The following is a 17,958-nucleotide window of genomic DNA, read 5'->3' on the forward strand; positions in this document are numbered from 1 at the left end:
TTAGATGTCCGCTTACAAGATCACCGAACACAAGTACGACATGGTCGTGGTCGGCGCCGGCGGTGCCGGCCTGCGCGCCACGTTCGGCCTGGCCGCCAAGGGCCTGCAGACCGTGTGCCTGACCAAGGTCTTCCCGACCCGTTCGCACACCGTCGCCGCCCAGGGCGGTATTTCGGCCGCACTCGGCAACATGGGCGAGGACGACTGGCGCTACCACTTCTTCGACACCATCAAGGGTTCGGACTGGCTGGGTGACCAGGACGCCATCGAGTACATGTGCCGTGAGGCCATCCCGGCCATCATCGAACTGGAACACTACGGCGTGCCGTTCTCGCGCACCGCCGAAGGCAAGATCTACCAGCGTCCGTTCGGTGGCATGACCACCAAGTACGGCGAAGGCCCGGCGGCGCAGCGTACCTGCGCGGCGGCCGACCGTACCGGCCACGCGATGCTGCACACCCTGTACCAGCAGTCGCTGAAGCACGATGCGCGCTTCATGATCGAGTACTTCGCGCTCGACCTGATCTTCGACGACGAAGGCGCCTGCCGCGGCGTGCTGGCCCTGGACATGTCCGATGGCACGCTGCACCTGTTCCGCGCCCAGGGCGTGGTGCTGGCCACCGGCGGCTACGGCCGTGCCTACTTCAGCGCTACCTCGGCGCACACCTGCACCGGCGACGGTGGCGGCCTGGCCATGCGTGCCGGCATCGCCATGCAGGACATGGAGTTCGTGCAGTTCCACCCGACCGGCATCTACGGCGCCGGCTGCCTGATCACCGAGGGTGTCCGCGGTGAAGGCGGCATCCTGCGCAACAGCAGCGGCGAGCGCTTCATGGAGCGCTATGCACCGCACTACAAGGATCTGGCCTCGCGCGACGTGGTCAGCCGTTCGATGACCATCGAGATCCGCGAAGGCCGCGGCGTCGGCGAGCACAAGGACCACATCCTGCTCGACCTGACCCACCTCGGCCCGGGCGTGATCGACGAGAAGCTGCCGGGCATCGCCGAGAGCGCCCGCATCTTCGCCGGCGTCGATGTGCACAAGCAGCCGATCCCGGTCATTCCGACCGTGCACTACAACATGGGCGGCATCCCGACCAACTACCACGGTGAAGTGGTGCAGAAGGTCGGCGACAACGACAACGCCGTGGTGCCGGGCCTGTACGCCATCGGCGAAGCGGCCTGCGTGTCCGTGCACGGCGCCAACCGCCTGGGCTCGAACTCGCTGCTCGACCTGGTGGTGTTCGGCCGTGCGGTGGCCAACCGCTGCGCCGAGACCATCAAGCCGGGTGCCGCGCACAAGCCGCTGCCGGCCGATGCCTGCGACAAGGCGCTGGGGCTGCTGGACAAGCTGCGCCACGCCAACGGCGATACCCCGACCTCGGTCATCCGCGATCGCATGCAGCGCACCATGCAGGCTGACGCGGCCGTCTTCCGCACCAGCCAGACGCTGAAGGAAGGCTGCGAGAAGATGGACAAGATCTTCGACTCGTTCCAGGACGTGAAGGTCTCCGACCGTTCGCTGGTCTGGAACTCGGACCTGATCGAGACCTACGAGCTGAACAACCTGCTGCTCAACGCGGTGGCGACGATCAACTCGGCCGAACAGCGCAAGGAAAGCCGTGGTGCGCATGCGCACGAGGACTATCCGGACCGCGACGACGTCAACTGGCAGAAGCACACCCTGGTCAGCGTCGACGAGAAGGGCAAGTGCAGCTTCGACTACCGTCCGGTGCACATGTACACGTTGACCGACGACGTGTCCGTGGTGCCGCCGAAGCCGCGCGTGTACTGATCCGACCCCGCCTACCATGCAATCCGCGCCCACGGGCGCGGGCCGCCTGAGCCAACGAGAGCAGCCATGGCCGAGTTTTCACTCCCCAAGAATTCCAAGATCACGAAGGGCAAGCACTTCCCCGTCAAGAACGGCGGCAAGAACGTGCGCACCTTCAAGATCTACCGCTGGAGTCCGGACGACGACAGCAACCCGCGCACCGATACCTATGAAGTCGATCTGGACGCCTGTGGCCCGATGGTCCTGGACGCCCTGATCAAGATCAAGAACGAGATCGACCCGACCCTGACCTTCCGCCGTTCCTGCCGCGAAGGTATCTGTGGTTCGTGCGCGATGAACATCGACGGCACCAACACCCTGGCCTGCACCCGAGCCATCTCGGACTGCGGCAAGAAGGAAGTGCCGATCTACCCGCTGCCGCACATGAACGTGGTCAAGGATCTGGTTCCGGACCTGACCCACTTCTACGCGCAGTACGCCTCGATCAAGCCGTGGATCCGCACCCAGACCCCGGCACCGCCGGACCGCGAGCGCCTGCAGTCGCCGGAAGACCGCAAGAAGCTGGACGGCCTGTATGAGTGCATCCTGTGCGCCTGCTGCTCGACCAGCTGCCCGAGCTACTGGTGGAACGGCGAGCGTTACCTGGGCCCGGCGATCCTGCTGCAGGCCTATCGCTGGATCATCGACTCGCGCGATGAGGACACCGGCGCGCGCCTGGACGATCTGGAAGATCCGTTCAAGCTGTACCGCTGCCACACCATCATGAACTGCGCCCGGACCTGCCCGAAGGGCCTGAACCCGGCGCTGGCGATCGCCGAGATCAAGAAGCTGATGATGGAGCGCCGCGCCTGATACAGGCCTGGCAGTACCCGGTGGAGCCACGTCACGTGAGGCTGCACCACCCAGTAGAGCCACGCCATGCGTGGCTTTGCTGTATCTGGAGAAGCACGATGGAAGACGATGTCCTGCTGAAGAAGCTGCGCTGGCGCTGCCGCCGCGGCATGCGCGAACTGGACCAGCTGTTCGGCCGCTACCTGGACCGTGAGTGGAGCACTGCACCGACCGGAGAGCGCGAGGTTTTCCTGTTCCTGCTCGACTGCGAGGACGATAAGTTGTGGCGCTGGTTCATGGGCTATGAGGCCTGCCCGCATGCGCACGCGATCCCCCTCATGCAGAAGATCCTCGCCCTCAAGCCTTGAGTGGCGCCCCTCGCGGCTGCAGGCCGCCGCCCAGTTGGCGGTGCTGCTGGCCGCGCCCTGGTTGTTGCGCGCCTCGGATCTGCCTGCGCGGTTGCTGATGCCCGCGCTGCTGCTGGCCTGGGGCGTCGGCTTGGCCGAACTGGCCTGGCGCCAGCGCAGGCCGCGCGTGCAGGTGCTTCTGCCTCCGCTTCCCGAGGCATTGCAGGTGGCCGGACGGGACGTCGATACGCCACGGCTGGTGGTGCGTGGCCCATGGTTGTTGTTGCTGTGGCGTGAGGATCGGCGCCGCCGGCGCCTGCTGTTCTGGCCGGATGTGCTCGATTCAGGGCAGCGACGTGAACTGCGACTGGCCGTGGCCACACGCAGCGTTTCCCGTCGGCCCCGGTCAATGGCACCATAAGCTGAATTGACCGGCGTGCCTGCATGTTCAAACCCATTCCCGTGGCCATCGGCCTGCGCTACCTGCGCGCCAAGCGCCGCAACGGCTTCATCTCCTTCATCTCGATGGCATCGATCCTGGGCATCGCGCTCGGCGTTACGGTGCTGATCACCACCCTGGCGGTGATGAGCGGTTTCCAGAAGGAAATCCGCAGCCGCCTGCTGCAGATGACCGCCCATACCACCATCAGCCGCGACGGCGAGCCGATGCCGGACTGGATGCGGGTGGTTGATGTCGCCCGCAAGGATCCGCGCGTGGCGGGTGCCGCGCCGTACATCGAGATCCAGTCGATGATCAGCGGCCCGCGCGTGCAGGGCGCGATCATCCAGGGCATCGATCCGGCGCTGGAGCCGAACGTCTCGGTGATCGACAGGAAGGTCACCAAGGGCAGCTATGACAGCCTCAAGCCGGGCAGCTTCAACCTGCTGCTGGGCAAGGAGCTGGCGATCTGGCTGGGCGTGGACGTTGGCGACCAGGTGCTGGTGACCTTTGCCGAAGTGCAGGGCACGCCGGCTGGTGCGGTGCCACGGATGAAGCGCTTCACCGTCAGCGGCATCTTCGAGGCCGGCTACAACGAGGTCGATCGCGGCGTCGGCTTCGCCAACATGCAGGACCTGGAGCGTGTTCTGCGCAGTGACGGCGCCACCGGCGTGCGGCTGAAGCTGCACGACATGGACCGCTCGCTGGAAGTGGGCGTGGACCTGGCGCAGAGCCTCGGCGGTGCCTACCGCGTGAGTGACTGGACACAGCAGAACGCCAACCTCTACCACTCGCTGCGCATGGAGAAGGTGGTGATGGGCATCCTGCTGTCGCTGATCATCGCCATGGGGGCCTTCAACCTGGTGTCCTCGCAGGTGATGCTGGTGACCGACAAGCAGGCCGACATTGCCATCCTGCGCACCCTGGGCCTGACCCCGGGCGGGGTGATGCAGGTGTTCATGGTGCAGGGCTCGTTGATCGGCATCTTCGGCACGCTGGCCGGCCTGATCGGCGGCATCACCCTGACCCTCAACCTGGAACGCATCCTCGGCGCCATCGAGAGCGTGTTCAACGTCAAGCTGCTGCCGGAGGATGTGTACTACATCACCGGCCTGCCGACCGACATGCAGACCGGCGACGTGGTGGCGATCACCGTGGTCGCGCTGCTGATGAGCTTCCTGGCCACCCTGTATCCCGCCTGGCGGGCAGCACGCACCCAGCCGGCGGAGGCCCTGCGTTATGAATAAGGTCGTCAACCGCGGCGATGAAGTGATCCGCGCCGAAGCGCTGGGCAAGACCTATGCCGAAGGGCGCATGCAGACCCCGGTGTTCGATGGGCTGGACCTGACCGTGACTGCTGGCGAGACGGTGGCGATCATCGGTGCCTCCGGTGCCGGCAAGAGCACGCTGCTGCACCTGCTGGGTGGCCTGGACATTCCGACTGCTGGCGAAGTGTATGTGACCGGCCAGCGCATGTCGGCGCTGTCGGATACCGCGCGCGGCCTGCTGCGCAACCAGGCGCTGGGCTTCGTCTACCAGTTCCATCACCTGCTGCCGGAGTTCACCGCGCTGGAAAACGTGATGATGCCGGTGCTGCTGGCCGGCACTGCCGTGGCCGAGGCGAGCAGCCGGGCCACCACGCTGCTGGAAGCGGTCGGCCTCGGCCATCGCCTGGACCACAAGCCGGGCGAGCTGTCCGGCGGCGAACGCCAACGTGCTGCAGTGGCGCGCGCGCTGGTCAATCATCCGGCCTGCGTACTCGGCGACGAGCCGACCGGTAACCTGGATGACCGCACCGCCGGCACCGTGTTCGAGCTGATGCTGGAGCTCAACCGCGCGCGTCATACCAGCCTGGTGCTGGTGACCCACGACCGCAGCCTGGCACGGCGCCTGGACCGGGTGCTGGAGCTGCGCGAAGGGCGCCTGCACGCATTGGCCCACGCCGACGTCTGAGCGCTGGGACCGCTTTGGTAGAGGCCGCCCTTGGGTGGCTGCTCCAGCAGGGCAGGCGCCAACCAAGGTTGGCGTCTACCGTGGTCCGGCCAGCAGCCGCCGACCGGCGGCTGAATGGGGCGCGAGCCGTCGCGCCGGCGTTGCCAGCCCAGGCGCATGATGGCGACAGTTCCCCGAGGAGATCGCCATGAAGACCCCGATCCTGATGGCCGGACTCTGCCTGGCACTGGCCGCCTGTGCGACCACCGGCCGGCTCAGCAGTACCGAGAAACTGGATCTGTACCGTGCCCACGCCGGCGCGCCGCAGAATGACATGCAGTTCTTTGGCAGCCTCAATGGCTGGACCGAGCTGGGCGACAGTGCGCTGGCGGTGTGGACCCGTCCCAGCGAAGCCTATCTGCTGGAGTTGAATGGTCCCTGCCAGGACCTGCCATATGCGACCGCCATCGGCCTGACCAGCAGCATGGGCCGCGTGTCGTCGCGCTTCGACAAGGTGCTGGTGCGCGACCCCACCGGCGGCCCGCGCCTGCCGTGCTTCATCAACAGCATCCGCAAGCTGGACGTGAAGGCCCTGCGTGCGTCCGAGCAGGAGCTGCGACAGGCGCAGGTGCAGGAGCGCGAGGAAAACGCGAAATAGCGCGGTAGTGCCGGCCGCTGGCCGGCATCGCGCAGATGCCAGATTGCCGGCCAGCGGCCGGCACGACCTGCCTGTCAGGCTTCCGGGGTGAAGCCGGCCGGCTTTTCCGCGTCCTTCTCGAACAGGAACTTGACCAGCTCGCCTTCAAGGAACGCACGATGTTCCGGCGTGCGCGGCGACAGCCGGTTCTCGTTGATCAGCATGGTCTGGTGGGCCAGCCACGCGGCCCAGGCCTGCTTGCCGATGTTGTTGAAGATGCGCTGGCCCAGCTCGCCGGGGTAGGGCACGAAGTCCAGGCCCTCGGCATCGCGTTGTTCGTACTGGCAGAAGACGGTTCGGGGCATGGCACTCACTCGTGGTTGCGGGGTTTGCTGGAATTTCGTTTCGGCGTCTTGATCGTGGCGCCGTCGAGCAGTTTGCGGATCGGTGCCGGCAGGCCCAATGCGGGTAGCTCGTCGTTGGCGACCCAGCGCAGCGTGGGTTCTTCCACGCGCAGGCCGCGCACCTTCCGTGACAATACCTGCAGGTGCAGCCTGTAGTGGCTGAAGGTGTGCTGCAGCACCGGCAGTTCCTCCGCATCTTCCAGCGAGCCGTCGACATGTGCGTCGAACCAGTCCTGCAGGTCGCTGCCGGCCTCGGCCTGCGGCAGCGTCCACAGCTGCGCCCAGATGCCGGTGTCCGGCCGCTTCTGCAGCAGCACGCGCTGCTGGGCGTCGCGCAGCAGCAGTGCAACTGCTTCGCGTTCGGGCAGGGTCTTGCTGGGCTTGGGCGTGGGCAGCTCAGCGGTGCGGCCTTCGCGCCGCGCCACGCATGCGTCCTGCAGCGGGCAGATCACGCAGGCCGGCTTGGCCCGGCTGCATACCGTCGCGCCCAGGTCCATCTGCGCCTGGGTGTAATCGGCCATGCGCCCGGCCGGCACCTGCGCGACGTGCGCCTCGGCAATCGCCCACAGTTGTTTCTCGATGGCCGGCAGGCCGGGAAAGCCGTCGATGCCGTGGTAGCGGCTGAGCACGCGCTTGACGTTGCCGTCGAGAATCGCGAACCGCTCGTTCCAGGCCTGGCTGAGGATCGCACCGGCGGTGCTGCGGCCGATGCCGGGCAGGGCATGCAATGCATCGAAGTCGCGCGGCAGGTCGCCGTCGTGCAGTTCCACGCAGCGCTTTGCCGCGGCATGCAGGTTGCGTGCACGGGCGTAGTAGCCGAGCCCGGCCCACTGCGCCATCACTGCGTCATTGCTGGCGGCAGCGAGGTCGGGCAGGGTCGGGAAGTGCTGCAGGAACCGCTGGAAGTACGGGATGACCGTAGCCACCTGGGTCTGCTGCAGCATGATTTCCGACAGCCAGACCCGATAGGGGCTGCGCGGGTGCTGCCAGGGCAGGTCATGGCGACCGTGGTCGTCGAACCAGTGCAGCAGGCGGGCGACGAAGTCGTCTTCCTGGGCAGTGTCGGCGCTGGCGTGCGGCTGGCGGGGCATGAGTGTTCCGGAAGGAGGCAGCCACCCATGGGGTGGCTCTGCTTCGCCCTGGTGGAGCCACCCATGGGTGGCTGCACCAGATTGCGGTGGCTGCGCGATCTATCAGGCGCCCAATGCTTCGGGCAGCAGGGCGTCGACGAAGGCTTCCGGGTCGAACACGCGCAGGTCTTCCGGGCGCTCGCCAATGCCGGCGAAGCGGATCGGAATGCCGAACTCGCGGGCCAGTGCGAACACCACGCCGCCCTTGGCGGTGCCGTCCAGCTTGGTCACCACCAGGCCGGTCACGTTCACTGCGGCATTGAACTGGCGCAGCTGCGACAGCGCGTTCTGGCCGGTGGTGCCGTCGATCACCATCAGCACTTCGTGCGGGGCGGTGGGGTCGATCTTGCCGAGCACGCGGCGGATCTTGCCCAGCTCGTTCATCAGGCCTGACTGGGTGTGCAGGCGGCCGGCGGTATCGGCGATCAGCACCGAGGTGCCGCGGGCCTTGCCGGCCTGCAGCGCGTCGAATGCCACCGAAGCGGCATCGGCGTTCTGCCCCTGCGCGACCACGGCCACGCCGTTGCGCTCGCCCCAGGCCTGCAGCTGGGCCACGGCCGCGGCGCGGAAGGTATCGCCGGCAGCCAGCATCAGGCTGTGGCCGTCATCCTTGAAGCGCTTGGCCAGTTTGCCGATGGTGGTGGTCTTGCCGACGCCGTTGACGCCGACGGTGAGCACCACGAAGGGCTTGGCGTTGCGGTCGATCACCAGCGGCTTGGCCACCGGCTGCAGGATCGCGATCAGCTCGGCGCGCAGCGCGGTCAGCAGCGCATTGGCGTCGGCGAACTCGCGCGACTTCATGCGCTTGCGCAGGCCCTCGACCAGATCGGTGGTGGCGCCCACGCCGACGTCGGCGGTGATCAGGGCGGTTTCCAGTTCGTCCAGCAGATCGTCGTCGAGCTTGGGGTTGCGCGAGAACAGGCCGCCGAAGCTGCGCGCGATGACGCTGTTGCGCAGGCGTTCGCGCCAGCCGGGCTTGCCGGCGGGCGCCGGCGGGGCATCCACCAGCGCCGGCAGGTCGGTGGCCGGGGCGGTTGGTTCCTCGACCGGAATGACCGGAGCCAGAGGAACCAGCACAGCGGCCGCAGCGAGCGCTTCAGCCTGGACGTCCTCGGACGCGGTGGCCGGCTGCGCAGCTGGCACGGCAGGCACTTCGGCGACGGGGGCCTGTACGGCGACGGTGGCCGGTTCCGGTGCCTTGGCTTCGACCACCGCGGCGGTGGGTGCGTCTTCGGCCGGGGCGGCCGACGGGAACGCCGCCGCCAGCTCTTCAGCCGAGTAGTGCTGGGTCTTGGGCGCCTCCGTGGTGGGGGCATCCTGGGGCTTCTTGCGGCGGAAAAAACTGAGCATTGGCAAAAGGCGCTGAAATCAGAGGGATATGCTACCACTCGGGCCTGTCGGGCCGATGTGGACTCAAGATCGCGGCCGGCCGGCCGCTAACCGGTCCGGAGGGTTGCGCGGAGCGGCCCGGAGACCGCCATGAACAACGTGATGGGAATCGCCCTAGGCGGCATGCGTGCGGCCCAGCAGGGCGTGCAGGTTGCAGCGCACAACGTGGCCAATCTGGCGACCCCCGATGCGCAGCGCCTGCAGTTGCAGCGCGGTGCCACTGGACAGGGCGGGGTGCAGGCCTCGGTGACTGCCGCCGGCGCCGATGTCGGTGCACCGCTGGGAGATCTGCTGGCGGCGAAAGCCGAGGTAGTGGCCTTCGCCGCCAATGCCTCGGTGATCCGCCGACACGATCAGATGCTGGGCTCGCTGCTGGATCGGGAGACCTGAGCAACACCGCTTTGGCCGGTGCCAACCGCTGCCCCTGGCAGGTGCCAACCTTGGTCGGCACTCATGGAGCAGTCGAGCATGGCTCGACTCTACAAAAGCGCGTGAACCAGGGTTGGCCTCCATCGGGACGCTGCCCGGCACCCGATCTGTCGATCAGGCCGACAACTCCAGCAGCAGTTTGTTCAGGCGCGCCACATAGGCACCTGGGTCCTTCAGGCTGTCGCCGGCGGCCAGTGCGGCTTGGTCGAACAGCACCCGGCCGAGGTCGTCGAAGCGCGCGCCATCGGCTTCGGCGTCAAGCTTGGCGATCAGCGGATGGCCCGGGTTGATCTCCAGCACCGGCTTGCTGTCCGGCACCTTCTGCCCGCTGGCTTCCAGGATCTGGCGCATCTGCAGGCCCAGGTCCTGCTCGCCGATGGCCAGCACCGCCGGCGAATCGGTCAGGCGGTGCGACACGCGCACCTCGGCCACTTCGTCACCCAGGACCGTCTTGAGCCGCTCGACCAGGCCCTGCTTGTCCTTTGCTGCCGCTTCCTGTGCCTGCTTGTCCGCATCGGTTTCCAGTGCGCCCAGGTCGAGATCGCCACGGGCGATGTCGACGAAGCCCTTGCCGTCGAAATCGGTCAGGTAGCCCATCAGCCACTCGTCGATGCGGTCGGTCAGCAGCAGCACTTCCACACCCTTCTTGCGGAACACTTCCAGGTGCGGGCTGTTGCGTACCTGGCTGTAGCTCTCGCCGGTGAGGTAGTAGATCTTGTCCTGGCCTTCGGTCATGCGGCCGATGTAATCGGCCAGCGACACGCTCTGCGCATCGCCGTCGCCGCGGGTGGAGGCGAAGCGCAGCAGGCCGGCCACCTTCTCGCGGTTGTTGTAGTCCTCGGCCGGGCCCTCCTTCAGCACCTGGCCGAACTCCTTCCAGAACGTGGCGTACTGCTCGGGCTTGTCGGTGGCCAGCTTCTCCAGCATGTCCAGCGAACGCTTGGTCAGCGCCGATTTCATCGAATCGATGACCGGGCCGGACTGCAGGATCTCGCGCGACACGTTCAGCGACAGGTCGTTGGAATCGACCACGCCCTTGATGAAGCGCAGGTACAGCGGCAGGAACTGCTCGGCCTGGTCCATCACGAACACGCGCTGCACGTACAGTTTCAGGCCCTTGGGCGCATCGCGGTGGTACAGGTCGAACGGCGCGCGGCCGGGCACGTACAGCAGTGAGGTGTACTCCAGCTTGCCCTCGACCTTGTTGTGGCTCCACGCCAGCGGGTCGCTATGGTCGTGCGCTACGTGCTTGTAGAACTCGGTGTACTCGGCGTCGCTGATCTCGGTGCGCGGGCGGGTCCACAGCGCGCTGGCGCGGTTGACGGTCTCCCACTCGACGGCGGCGCCTTCTTCGCCACCTTCCTTCGGCATCTGGATCGGCAGACCGATATGGTCCGAGTACTTCTTGAGGATGCTGCGCAGGCGCCAGCCATCGGCGAAGTCGTGCTCGCCGTCCTTCAGGTGCAGCACGATGCGGGTACCGCGCTCGGCCTTGTCGACGGTGGCCACTTCGAAATCGCCTTCGCCACGCGAGCTCCAGCGCACGCCTTCGACTGCAGCCAGGCCGGCGCGGCGCGAGGTCACTTCCACTTCGTCGGCGACGATGAAAGCGCTGTAGAAGCCGACGCCGAACTGGCCGATCAGCTGCGAATCCTTCTTCTGGTCGCCGGACAGCTGCCGCAGGAAGTCGCCGGTGCCGGACTTGGCGATGGTGCCGAGGTGGGCGATGGCTTCGGCGCGGCTCATGCCAATGCCGTTGTCTTCGATGGTGATGGTGTGGGCGGCGTCGTCGAAGCTGACGCGCACGCGCAGCTCGCTGTCGCCTTCCAGCAGCGCCGGCTGGGTCAGGGCCTCGAAGCGTAGCTTGTCGGCGGCGTCGGCAGCGTTGGAGACCAGCTCGCGCAGGAAGATTTCCTTGTTGGAGTACAGCGAGTGGATCATCAACTGCAGCAGCTGCTTGACTTCGGTCTGGAAGCCAAGGGTTTCGGTCTGGGTGGTCTCGGTCATCGATAGGGCTCCATGTGCAATGCCGCGCCAGCGCGTGCGGCCTCGCCAAGGGGTAGGGATGATTGTCCCGAAATCAAGGGGTTGGTCGGGCAGGGCTTGCAGCCCTGCACCTGCAGAGGCCGAAGCAACAGCAACAGCGGGCGTTCCGTGGGATGGCGGGGCGGTGTGGGTTGGCAGGACACGCCATGAACCCGTCCCTGAAGTGACCCCCGAGACTTGGACGGGTTCACTCGGCTGTTGGTAGGTGTCGACCTTGGTCGACACATCTGTCAGATATCGAAATAAAACTGGCCTGTATGTCGAGCATCGGATCGCGTCTGGGGTGGAGCCCCCTGAGTCAGGGGGCGGCCGCGAAGCGGCCGGGGTGTGGAAGCTGGTAAGTGGGGCCCGCGTTTCGCGCAGCAAAGCGTGGGAGCGACAGCGCGCATGCGTTGGCGCGTCCCCGGGCGCCGCCCTGCCGAACTACAATCCCGCTCATGCTGAATTTCTCGAATGAACCCCGCCGGGGGCGCCGGTGAGCGGCCGCGGGGGCAATGACGGCCAGGTCCGCATCATCGGCGGTCGCTGGCGCAATACCCGCCTGCCGGTGCCGACCCTGCCGGGACTGCGGCCCAGCAGCGATCGTGTGCGCGAAACCCTGTTCAACTGGCTGATGCCCAAGCTCGGCGGGGCCTGTGTGCTGGACCTGTTCGCCGGCAGCGGCGCATTGGGCCTGGAAGCGGTCTCGCGCGGTGCCACCCACGCCACCCTGGTCGAGCGCGATGCGCAGCTGGGACGCAACCTGGCCGCCGCCGTGGCCAAGCTGCAGGCCAGCGACCAGATCAGCGTCGTGCAGGCCGATGCCCTGCGCTGGCTGCAGGGTGCGCCCGCGCAGCAGGCCGATCTGGTGTTCATCGACCCGCCATTCGCCGATGGCCTGTGGCAGGACGTGCTGGCCCAGCTGCCGCGGCACCTGGCCGCCGACGCCTGGCTGTACCTGGAATCGCCGGCCGGCCACGTGCCGGTGCTGCCGCAGGGCTGGCTGCTGCACCGCGAGGGCGGCACCCGTGAGGTGCGCTTTGCCCTGTACCGCCGTGCCACTGCTACACTTTGACCTCATCTGAACATCTGCTACCGCCCATGACCGTGGCCAACCGCCGCATCGCCGTCTATCCCGGCACGTTCGACCCGATCACCAACGGTCACATCGACCTTGTGAGCCGGGCCGCGCCGCTGTTCGAAAAGGTCGTGGTCGGCGTGGCGCAGAGCCCGTCGAAGGGCCCGGCGCTGCCGCTGGAACAGCGCGTGCAGCTGGCGCGTGGCGCCCTGGCCCACCATGGCAATGTCGAAGTCATCGGCTTCGATACCCTGCTGGCCCATTTCGTACGTTCGGTCCAGGGCGGGGTGCTGCTGCGCGGCCTGCGCGCGGTGTCCGACTTCGAGTACGAGTTCCAGATGGCCAGCATGAACCGCCACCTGATCCCCGAGGTCGAGACCCTGTTCCTGACCCCGGCCGAGCAGCACAGCTTCATTTCGTCCTCGCTGGTCCGCGAGATCGCGCGCCTGGGCGGCGACGTGTCCGGTTTCGTGCCGGCCGCGGTGCTCGAAGCCCTGCGCAAGGTCCGCGAAGCGAAGGCGGCACAGTCGTAAGCCCGCCGTACCTGCACCCCATTACGTACAACACCACGCACCATTCCGGGAGGAAATCCATGAACACCACCATGCGCGCGATGCTGATCGCTTCGTTGGCCCTGGCCTTCACCGCCTGCAAGAAGGAAGAGGCCGCTCCGGTCGACGAGGCCAAGCAGGCCCTGGTCGCTCCGGCCAAGGACGACGATGCCGGCTGGAAGAAGTACCTGCAGGAAGTGGCGATCCAGAACATGGGCAACATCACCAACAGCCCGTTCCTGTACTACCTCTCCCCGGAATCGGACCCGGACTTCCAGGCCAAGTACGAGCGCCAGACCGAGAGCGCGACCCAGGCCGTGGCCCGTGGCGTGCAGCCGGGCAACATGCTGGCCTTCGGTTCGTCGGCCTCGGGCAAGATGGCTGACATGATCCAGGCCGTGTTCAAGGACGTGTCGCCGGATTCGATGAAGGGCGTGCGCGTCGTCTTCATCGGCCAGTCGGCCGACAACGCCCGCGTGCAGGCTGCGATCCAGCCGACCGGTGCCGAGTACATTTTCGTCGAAGCCAAGTAATACCGAGCCATGGCGGCCATGCTCCGGCATGGCCCGGGCGGCGTCCTGCCAGGGCGCCGCTGATGACCTGACCGGCCCGCGCGCCCGCGCTGGCCGGTCCTTTGTCCCAAGGCGCGGGCGAGGAGTATCGCCATGTCGCTGAAAATCAACGAGCTCTGCGTCAACTGCGACGTCTGCGAGCCGGCCTGCCCGAACCAGGCCATTGCGATGGGTGAAACCATCTACGTGATCGACCCTGCGCGCTGCACCGAATGCGTGGGTCATTTCGACGAGCCACAGTGCGTGGTCGTCTGCCCGGTCGAGTGCATCGACCCGGATCCGGAGATCGTGGAAACGGAAGACCAGCTGCTGGCCAAGCTGCGCCAGCTGCAGCACGATCACCCCGAACTCTATGCGGAGCCCCCATCCGAATGAAGACGCTGATCGTCCGCCCCCTGTTGCTGCTCGGCCTGCTGCTGAGCCCGATGGCCTGGGCCGACAGCCCGGCCCGTGCCGAGCGCCCCGACGGCGCAGCCATTGCCAGCGGCCACGCGCTGGCCACCCAGGCCGGTATCGATATCCTGGCGCAGGGCGGCAACGCCTTCGACGCTGCGGTGGCGGTCTCGTCCACGCTGGCGGTGGTCGAGCCGATCAGTTCCGGACTCGGCGGCGGCGGCTTCTTCCTTCTGCACGACGCGGCCACCGGCAAGGACGTGATGCTGGATGCACGCGAGACCGCACCGGCGGCGGCCACGCCGCAGGCCTTCCTCGACAAGCAGGGCAACCTGGACCGCGACCGCTCGGTCAACGGTGCGTGGTCGGCGGGTATTCCCGGCCTGCCCGCAGCGCTGGTCGAACTGTCGGTCCGGCACGGCAAGCTGCCGTTGTCGGCCTCGCTGCAGCCGGCGATCCGCATCGCACGCGAAGGCTTCCCGGTGTACGACCGCATGGCCAAGGGCTACGCGTCGCGCCGTGAAGTGATGGAGCGCTATCCCGGCACGCGTGAAGTCTATCTGCGCAACGGCAAGCCGATCGCCAGCGGTGACCTGTTCAAGCAGCCGGAGCTGGCGCAGACGCTGGAGCGCCTGGCCGCTGGAGGTTTCGACGGCTTCTACAAGGGCCAGACCGGAAAGCTGTTGCTGGCGGGCGTCAAGCAGGCCGGCGGCAAGTGGACCGCCGAAGAGCTGGCCGGCTATCGCGTGAAGCAGCGCGAGCCGATCGTGTTCAACTACAACGGCTGGAAGATCACCACCGCGCCGCCGCCGTCGTCCGGTGGCATCGCGCTGGCCAGCATGCTGCAGATCCTGGAAGGCTGGGACATCAGGAAGATGGATCCGGCGCACCGTACCCACCTGGTGGTGGAGTCGATGCGCCGTGCCTACCGCGACCGTACGTTCTTCCTCGGCGATCCGGACTTCGTGCAGATCCCGCAGAAGGTGCTGACCAGCAAGGACTACGCACAGGGCCTGCGGGCGACCATCCATCCGGAAAAGGCCACGCCCAGCGACCTGCTGTCGGGCAACCCGACGCCGCTGGAAGACGACGAGACCACGCACTTCTCGATCATCGACCGCGACGGCAACCGCGTCGGCGCCACCCAGACCGTCAACCTGCTGTACGGCTCGGGGCTCATTCCCAAGGGCACCGGTGTGCTGCTGAACAACGAGATGGACGATTTCGCGCTGAAGCCGGGTACGCCCAATGCCTTCGGCGTGATGGGCTACGAGGCCAATGCGCCGAAGCCGGGCAAGCGCATGCTCAGCTCGATGACGCCGACCTTCATGGAAAACAGCGACAAGGTGATCGTGCTGGGCACCCCGGGTGGCAGCCGCATCATCACCATGGTGCTGCTGGGCATCCTCGGCTACGACGCTGGCCTGGACGCGCAGCAGGTTGCCGCGCTGCCGCGCTACCACCACCAGTGGCTGCCGGACCTGATCGAAGCCGAGGATGATGCGTTCGACGCGGCGACGGTGAAGCAGCTGCAGGCGATGGGCCACAGGATCGAACTGCCGGGCAATGTCGCCGCCGGCGGACGCGGTTCCAGCCACGTGTGGGGCAACCTGCAGACCGTGGAATGGGACCGCAAGGCGAACAAGCTCTTCGGTGGCAGCGACCCGCGCAATCCGGTGGGCAGTGCCCAGGTCGTGCCGGCCTACTGATGTGGTGGTGCCGGCCACTGCCCGGCAATCTGCAGATCACCAGGACCCCGCCAACCGGCGGGGTTTCCTGTTTCCTTTCTAGCGATTATTTAACGGTCCGGCGCCGATAATCGACGCATGAAACTCTGGTCTATTCGTGGAAACTCGCAGCGCCTGGACGGCGGCGCGATGTTCGGCAACGCGCCGCGTGCGTTGTGGGAAAAATGGGCGGCTCCGGACGAGCTCAATCGCATCGAGCTGGCCTGCCGTGCGCTGCTTGCCAGTCCGCTGGAAGGCAAGACGGTACTGTTTGAAACCGGTATCGGTGCGTTCTTCGACCCGCGCATGCGAGAGCGCTACGGCGTGCAGGAAAGCCAGCACGTGCTGATCGATTCACTGCGCGAAGCGGGTTTCGAGCACGAGGACATCGACGTGGTGGTGCTCAGCCACCTGCACTTCGATCATGCCGGTGGCCTGCTTGCCGCATGGAGCGAAGGGCGTGAGCCCGAGCTGCTGTTCCCCAACGCAACCTATGTGGTTGGTGCGCAGCATTGGCAGCGCGCCGTGCAGCCACACCCGCGCGATCGGGCCAGTTTCATACCTGAGCTGCCCGGCCTGCTGCAGGCCAGTGGCCGCCTGGAAGTGGTGGATGGCGAGTACTCGAAGGCGCTCGGCCGCAGCGTGCGCTTCAGCTACAGCGATGGGCATACGCCGGGGCTGATGCTGGCCGAGATCGTTGGCCACGCGCATGCCGGTGAAGATGCGCACGGTGGCGTGGTGTTCTGTGCCGACCTCATCCCAGGTCGTTCATGGGTGCACGTGCCGATCACCATGGGCTATGACCGCAATGCCGAATTGCTGATCGACGAGAAACGGCAGTTCCTTGAGGACAAGCTGGCGCGCAACGTGCGGCTGTTCTTCACCCACGACCCGCAGGTGGCGCTGGCGCAGCTGGGCCGTGATGACAAGGGACGTTTCGTGACCCTGCACGAACAGGGCGAGCTGAAGGCGCGCGCCCTGGGGTAATGGCAGAGCCGAGCGTGGGCTCGGCTCTGCATCACTCGTCGTTACGACGCCTTCAGGCAGCTGCTCATGAAGGTCTTGCGCGCATCGCCTGCCAGTTTCTTCGCGCCCGCGTCAGCGTTGCACTTGCGCATGCGTTCCTGCTGCGTATTGACCGGCTTGGTTTCGGCAGCCTGGCCACTGAGGCAGGAGCTCTGCGCGGTCTTGTAGGCATCCCCCTTCAAGCCCTTGTTCTTGGCCGAGCATTCGGCCATGCGTTGCTGCTGCGGGGGGGTGGCGTTGGCAGCCAGGGGCAGGCCGGCCAGCAGGACGGCGGCCAGCAGGAATGAGGCCTTCATCGCGAGCTCCAAGGGTGGCGGGTGCGCGGAGCATTCGCCTCCGGCCGGCAAGGCCACGTGAAGAATCACGCGTCGGCCACACCCGCGTCCACGGGCGTTCACGTGCCGCGGCGAAGCGCGCCCGCGAACGGTTGTCGGGTCAGAGCCCTCTCCTGCGGAGAGGGATCCGACCGCGGTTCGCCGGATCAGCCGACGCGGGTGCCGAAGATGCGGTCACCTGCGTCGCCCAGTCCGGGCAGGATGTAGCCCTTGTCGTTGAGCTGGGCATCGATGGCCGCAGTGTAGATTTCCACGTCCGGGTGCACGGCCTTCACTGCTTCGATGCCTTCGGGCGCGGCCACCAGGAAGATGCCCTTGATGCGACGGGCGCCGGCGCGCTTGAGCATGTCGATGGTGGCGATCAGCGTGCCGCCGGTGGCCAGCATCGGGTCGAGGATCAGTGCGTCGCGCTCTTCCAGGCGGCCGGTCAGGCGCTCGAAGTAGGGCACCGGCTGCAGGGTTTCTTCATCGCGCTGCAGGCCGACCACGCTGACACGGGCGGCCGGAATCAGCGACAGCACGCCGCTGAGCATGCCCAGGCCGGCACGCAGGATCGGCACCACGGTGATCTTGGCGCCGGCAATGCGCTGCACCGTCACCGGGCCGGCCCAGCCGGCCAGGGTGTGCGGCTCGGTATCCAGGTCGGCGGTGGCCTCGTAGGCCAGCAGCGTACCCAGCTCGTTGGCCAGTTCGCGGAAATCCTTGGTGCTGAGCGCAGCGTTGCGCATCAGGCCGATCTTGTGCTGCACCAGCGGGTGGCGCACTTCGACGATCTTCATGGTCGGGAAGGGGAATAGGGAGAGAGGCCGCCATTTTGCCGGATTGGCGGGGCGAAGCCCAAACCGGGCCCGGGGCCGCTGTACATGAAATGTGCAGAGGCATGTCACGGCCATGCAACCTTGCGGACATACCGTGCAG

20 protein-coding genes are annotated in these 17,958 nt (G+C 66.8%); 14 read left to right on the top strand and 6 right to left on the bottom strand.

What is annotated here, in order from left to right:
• Positions 1 to 4 precede the first annotated feature (4 nt).
• The 7 genes from sdhA (at position 5) to ACM0PK_RS08810 (ending at position 6,002) form a co-directional block, all read left to right on the top strand.
• Positions 5 to 1,795 (top strand): succinate dehydrogenase flavoprotein subunit, encoded by a 1,791-nt coding sequence (sdhA, locus tag ACM0PK_RS08780; RefSeq protein ID WP_014036803.1) that lies wholly within the window; start codon positions 5 to 7, stop codon positions 1,793 to 1,795.
• 66 nt (positions 1,796 to 1,861) lie between these two features.
• Entirely contained in the window at positions 1,862 to 2,647 is a 786-nt protein-coding gene (locus ACM0PK_RS08785; RefSeq protein ID WP_005409079.1) for a succinate dehydrogenase iron-sulfur subunit, read from the top strand.
• Positions 2,648 to 2,745: 98 nt separating this feature from the next.
• Positions 2,746 to 2,994, top strand: a complete 249-nt coding sequence (locus ACM0PK_RS08790; protein WP_049413478.1) for an FAD assembly factor SdhE — start codon at positions 2,746 to 2,748, stop codon at positions 2,992 to 2,994.
• Positions 2,945 to 3,394, top strand: coding sequence for a hypothetical protein (locus ACM0PK_RS08795; RefSeq protein ID WP_072168330.1), 450 nt, complete (start codon positions 2,945 to 2,947; stop codon positions 3,392 to 3,394). Before ACM0PK_RS08790 ends, ACM0PK_RS08795 begins: the two co-directional genes overlap by 50 nt.
• Positions 3,395 to 3,417: 23 nt before the next feature.
• A complete protein-coding gene (locus ACM0PK_RS08800; RefSeq protein ID WP_005416136.1) occupies positions 3,418 to 4,659 on the top strand; it encodes a lipoprotein-releasing ABC transporter permease subunit in 1,242 nt (413 codons plus the stop codon).
• Entirely contained in the window at positions 4,652 to 5,365 is a 714-nt protein-coding gene (gene lolD, locus ACM0PK_RS08805; protein WP_032954095.1) for a lipoprotein-releasing ABC transporter ATP-binding protein LolD, read from the top strand. Before ACM0PK_RS08800 ends, lolD begins: the two co-directional genes overlap by 8 nt.
• A gap of 187 nt (positions 5,366 to 5,552) precedes the next feature.
• Positions 5,553 to 6,002, top strand: a complete 450-nt coding sequence (locus ACM0PK_RS08810) for a DUF6491 family protein (RefSeq protein WP_065195830.1) — start codon at positions 5,553 to 5,555, stop codon at positions 6,000 to 6,002.
• Positions 6,003 to 6,076: 74 nt separating this feature from the next.
• Here ACM0PK_RS08810 and ACM0PK_RS08815 read toward each other — a convergent pair whose 3' ends face one another.
• From ACM0PK_RS08815 to ftsY, 3 genes are all read right to left on the bottom strand, one after another.
• Positions 6,077 to 6,346 (bottom strand): oxidative damage protection protein, encoded by a 270-nt coding sequence (locus tag ACM0PK_RS08815; protein WP_014036808.1) that lies wholly within the window; start codon positions 6,344 to 6,346, stop codon positions 6,077 to 6,079.
• A gap of 5 nt (positions 6,347 to 6,351) precedes the next feature.
• Entirely contained in the window at positions 6,352 to 7,476 is a 1,125-nt protein-coding gene (mutY, locus tag ACM0PK_RS08820; protein WP_134972143.1) for an A/G-specific adenine glycosylase, read from the bottom strand.
• 102 nt (positions 7,477 to 7,578) lie between these two features.
• The gene (gene ftsY, locus ACM0PK_RS08825) at positions 7,579 to 8,865 is read right to left on the bottom strand and encodes a signal recognition particle-docking protein FtsY (protein ID WP_414607493.1); all 1,287 of its coding nucleotides are present in this window, start codon (positions 8,863 to 8,865) and stop codon (positions 7,579 to 7,581) included.
• A gap of 129 nt (positions 8,866 to 8,994) precedes the next feature.
• Between ftsY and ACM0PK_RS08830 the strand changes: the two genes are divergently transcribed.
• The gene (locus ACM0PK_RS08830) at positions 8,995 to 9,294 is read left to right on the top strand and encodes a hypothetical protein (RefSeq protein ID WP_072168327.1); all 300 of its coding nucleotides are present in this window, start codon (positions 8,995 to 8,997) and stop codon (positions 9,292 to 9,294) included.
• A gap of 153 nt (positions 9,295 to 9,447) precedes the next feature.
• On the opposite strand, the gene htpG is transcribed toward ACM0PK_RS08830, so the two are convergent.
• A complete protein-coding gene (htpG, locus tag ACM0PK_RS08835; RefSeq protein ID WP_111201958.1) occupies positions 9,448 to 11,340 on the bottom strand; it encodes a molecular chaperone HtpG in 1,893 nt (630 codons plus the stop codon).
• A 514-nt stretch (positions 11,341 to 11,854) separates the two neighbouring features.
• On the opposite strand from htpG, the gene rsmD reads away from it, so the two are divergent.
• The 6 genes from rsmD to ACM0PK_RS08865 all read left to right on the top strand — a co-directional run bounded on the left by rsmD (position 11,855) and on the right by ACM0PK_RS08865 (position 16,666).
• Positions 11,855 to 12,433 carry a 16S rRNA (guanine(966)-N(2))-methyltransferase RsmD gene (gene rsmD, locus ACM0PK_RS08840; protein WP_111201959.1) on the top strand — a complete coding sequence of 193 codons (579 nt, stop codon included), beginning with the start codon at positions 11,855 to 11,857 and terminating at the stop codon, positions 12,431 to 12,433.
• A gap of 26 nt (positions 12,434 to 12,459) precedes the next feature.
• Positions 12,460 to 12,969, top strand: coding sequence for a pantetheine-phosphate adenylyltransferase (gene coaD / locus ACM0PK_RS08845; RefSeq protein ID WP_005416145.1), 510 nt, complete (start codon positions 12,460 to 12,462; stop codon positions 12,967 to 12,969).
• 59 nt (positions 12,970 to 13,028) lie between these two features.
• Positions 13,029 to 13,520, top strand: a complete 492-nt coding sequence (locus ACM0PK_RS08850; RefSeq protein WP_005409092.1) for a hypothetical protein — start codon at positions 13,029 to 13,031, stop codon at positions 13,518 to 13,520.
• Positions 13,521 to 13,652: 132 nt separating this feature from the next.
• The gene (locus tag ACM0PK_RS08855) at positions 13,653 to 13,934 is read left to right on the top strand and encodes a YfhL family 4Fe-4S dicluster ferredoxin (protein WP_004153175.1); all 282 of its coding nucleotides are present in this window, start codon (positions 13,653 to 13,655) and stop codon (positions 13,932 to 13,934) included.
• Complete coding sequence (ggt, locus tag ACM0PK_RS08860; protein ID WP_414607494.1) at positions 13,931 to 15,661, top strand: gamma-glutamyltransferase; 1,731 nt, start codon at positions 13,931 to 13,933, stop codon at positions 15,659 to 15,661. The genes ACM0PK_RS08855 and ggt overlap by 4 nt, the downstream gene beginning before the upstream one ends.
• 117 nt (positions 15,662 to 15,778) lie before the next feature.
• Complete coding sequence (locus ACM0PK_RS08865; RefSeq protein WP_072168323.1) at positions 15,779 to 16,666, top strand: MBL fold metallo-hydrolase; 888 nt, start codon at positions 15,779 to 15,781, stop codon at positions 16,664 to 16,666.
• A 41-nt stretch (positions 16,667 to 16,707) separates the two neighbouring features.
• Here ACM0PK_RS08865 and ACM0PK_RS08870 read toward each other — a convergent pair whose 3' ends face one another.
• Both ACM0PK_RS08870 and upp read right to left on the bottom strand, forming a co-directional pair.
• Entirely contained in the window at positions 16,708 to 17,001 is a 294-nt protein-coding gene (locus tag ACM0PK_RS08870; RefSeq protein WP_414607495.1) for a PsiF family protein, read from the bottom strand.
• Between the two features lie 185 nt (positions 17,002 to 17,186).
• Positions 17,187 to 17,819 (bottom strand): uracil phosphoribosyltransferase, encoded by a 633-nt coding sequence (gene upp, locus ACM0PK_RS08875; RefSeq protein ID WP_005416149.1) that lies wholly within the window; start codon positions 17,817 to 17,819, stop codon positions 17,187 to 17,189.
• Between the last annotated feature and the right edge of the window lie 139 nt (positions 17,820 to 17,958).

Source organism: Stenotrophomonas sp. FR010 (genome assembly GCF_047520755.2).
In the GTDB taxonomy this organism is placed as follows: Bacteria; Pseudomonadota; Gammaproteobacteria; order Xanthomonadales; family Xanthomonadaceae; genus Stenotrophomonas; species Stenotrophomonas sepilia.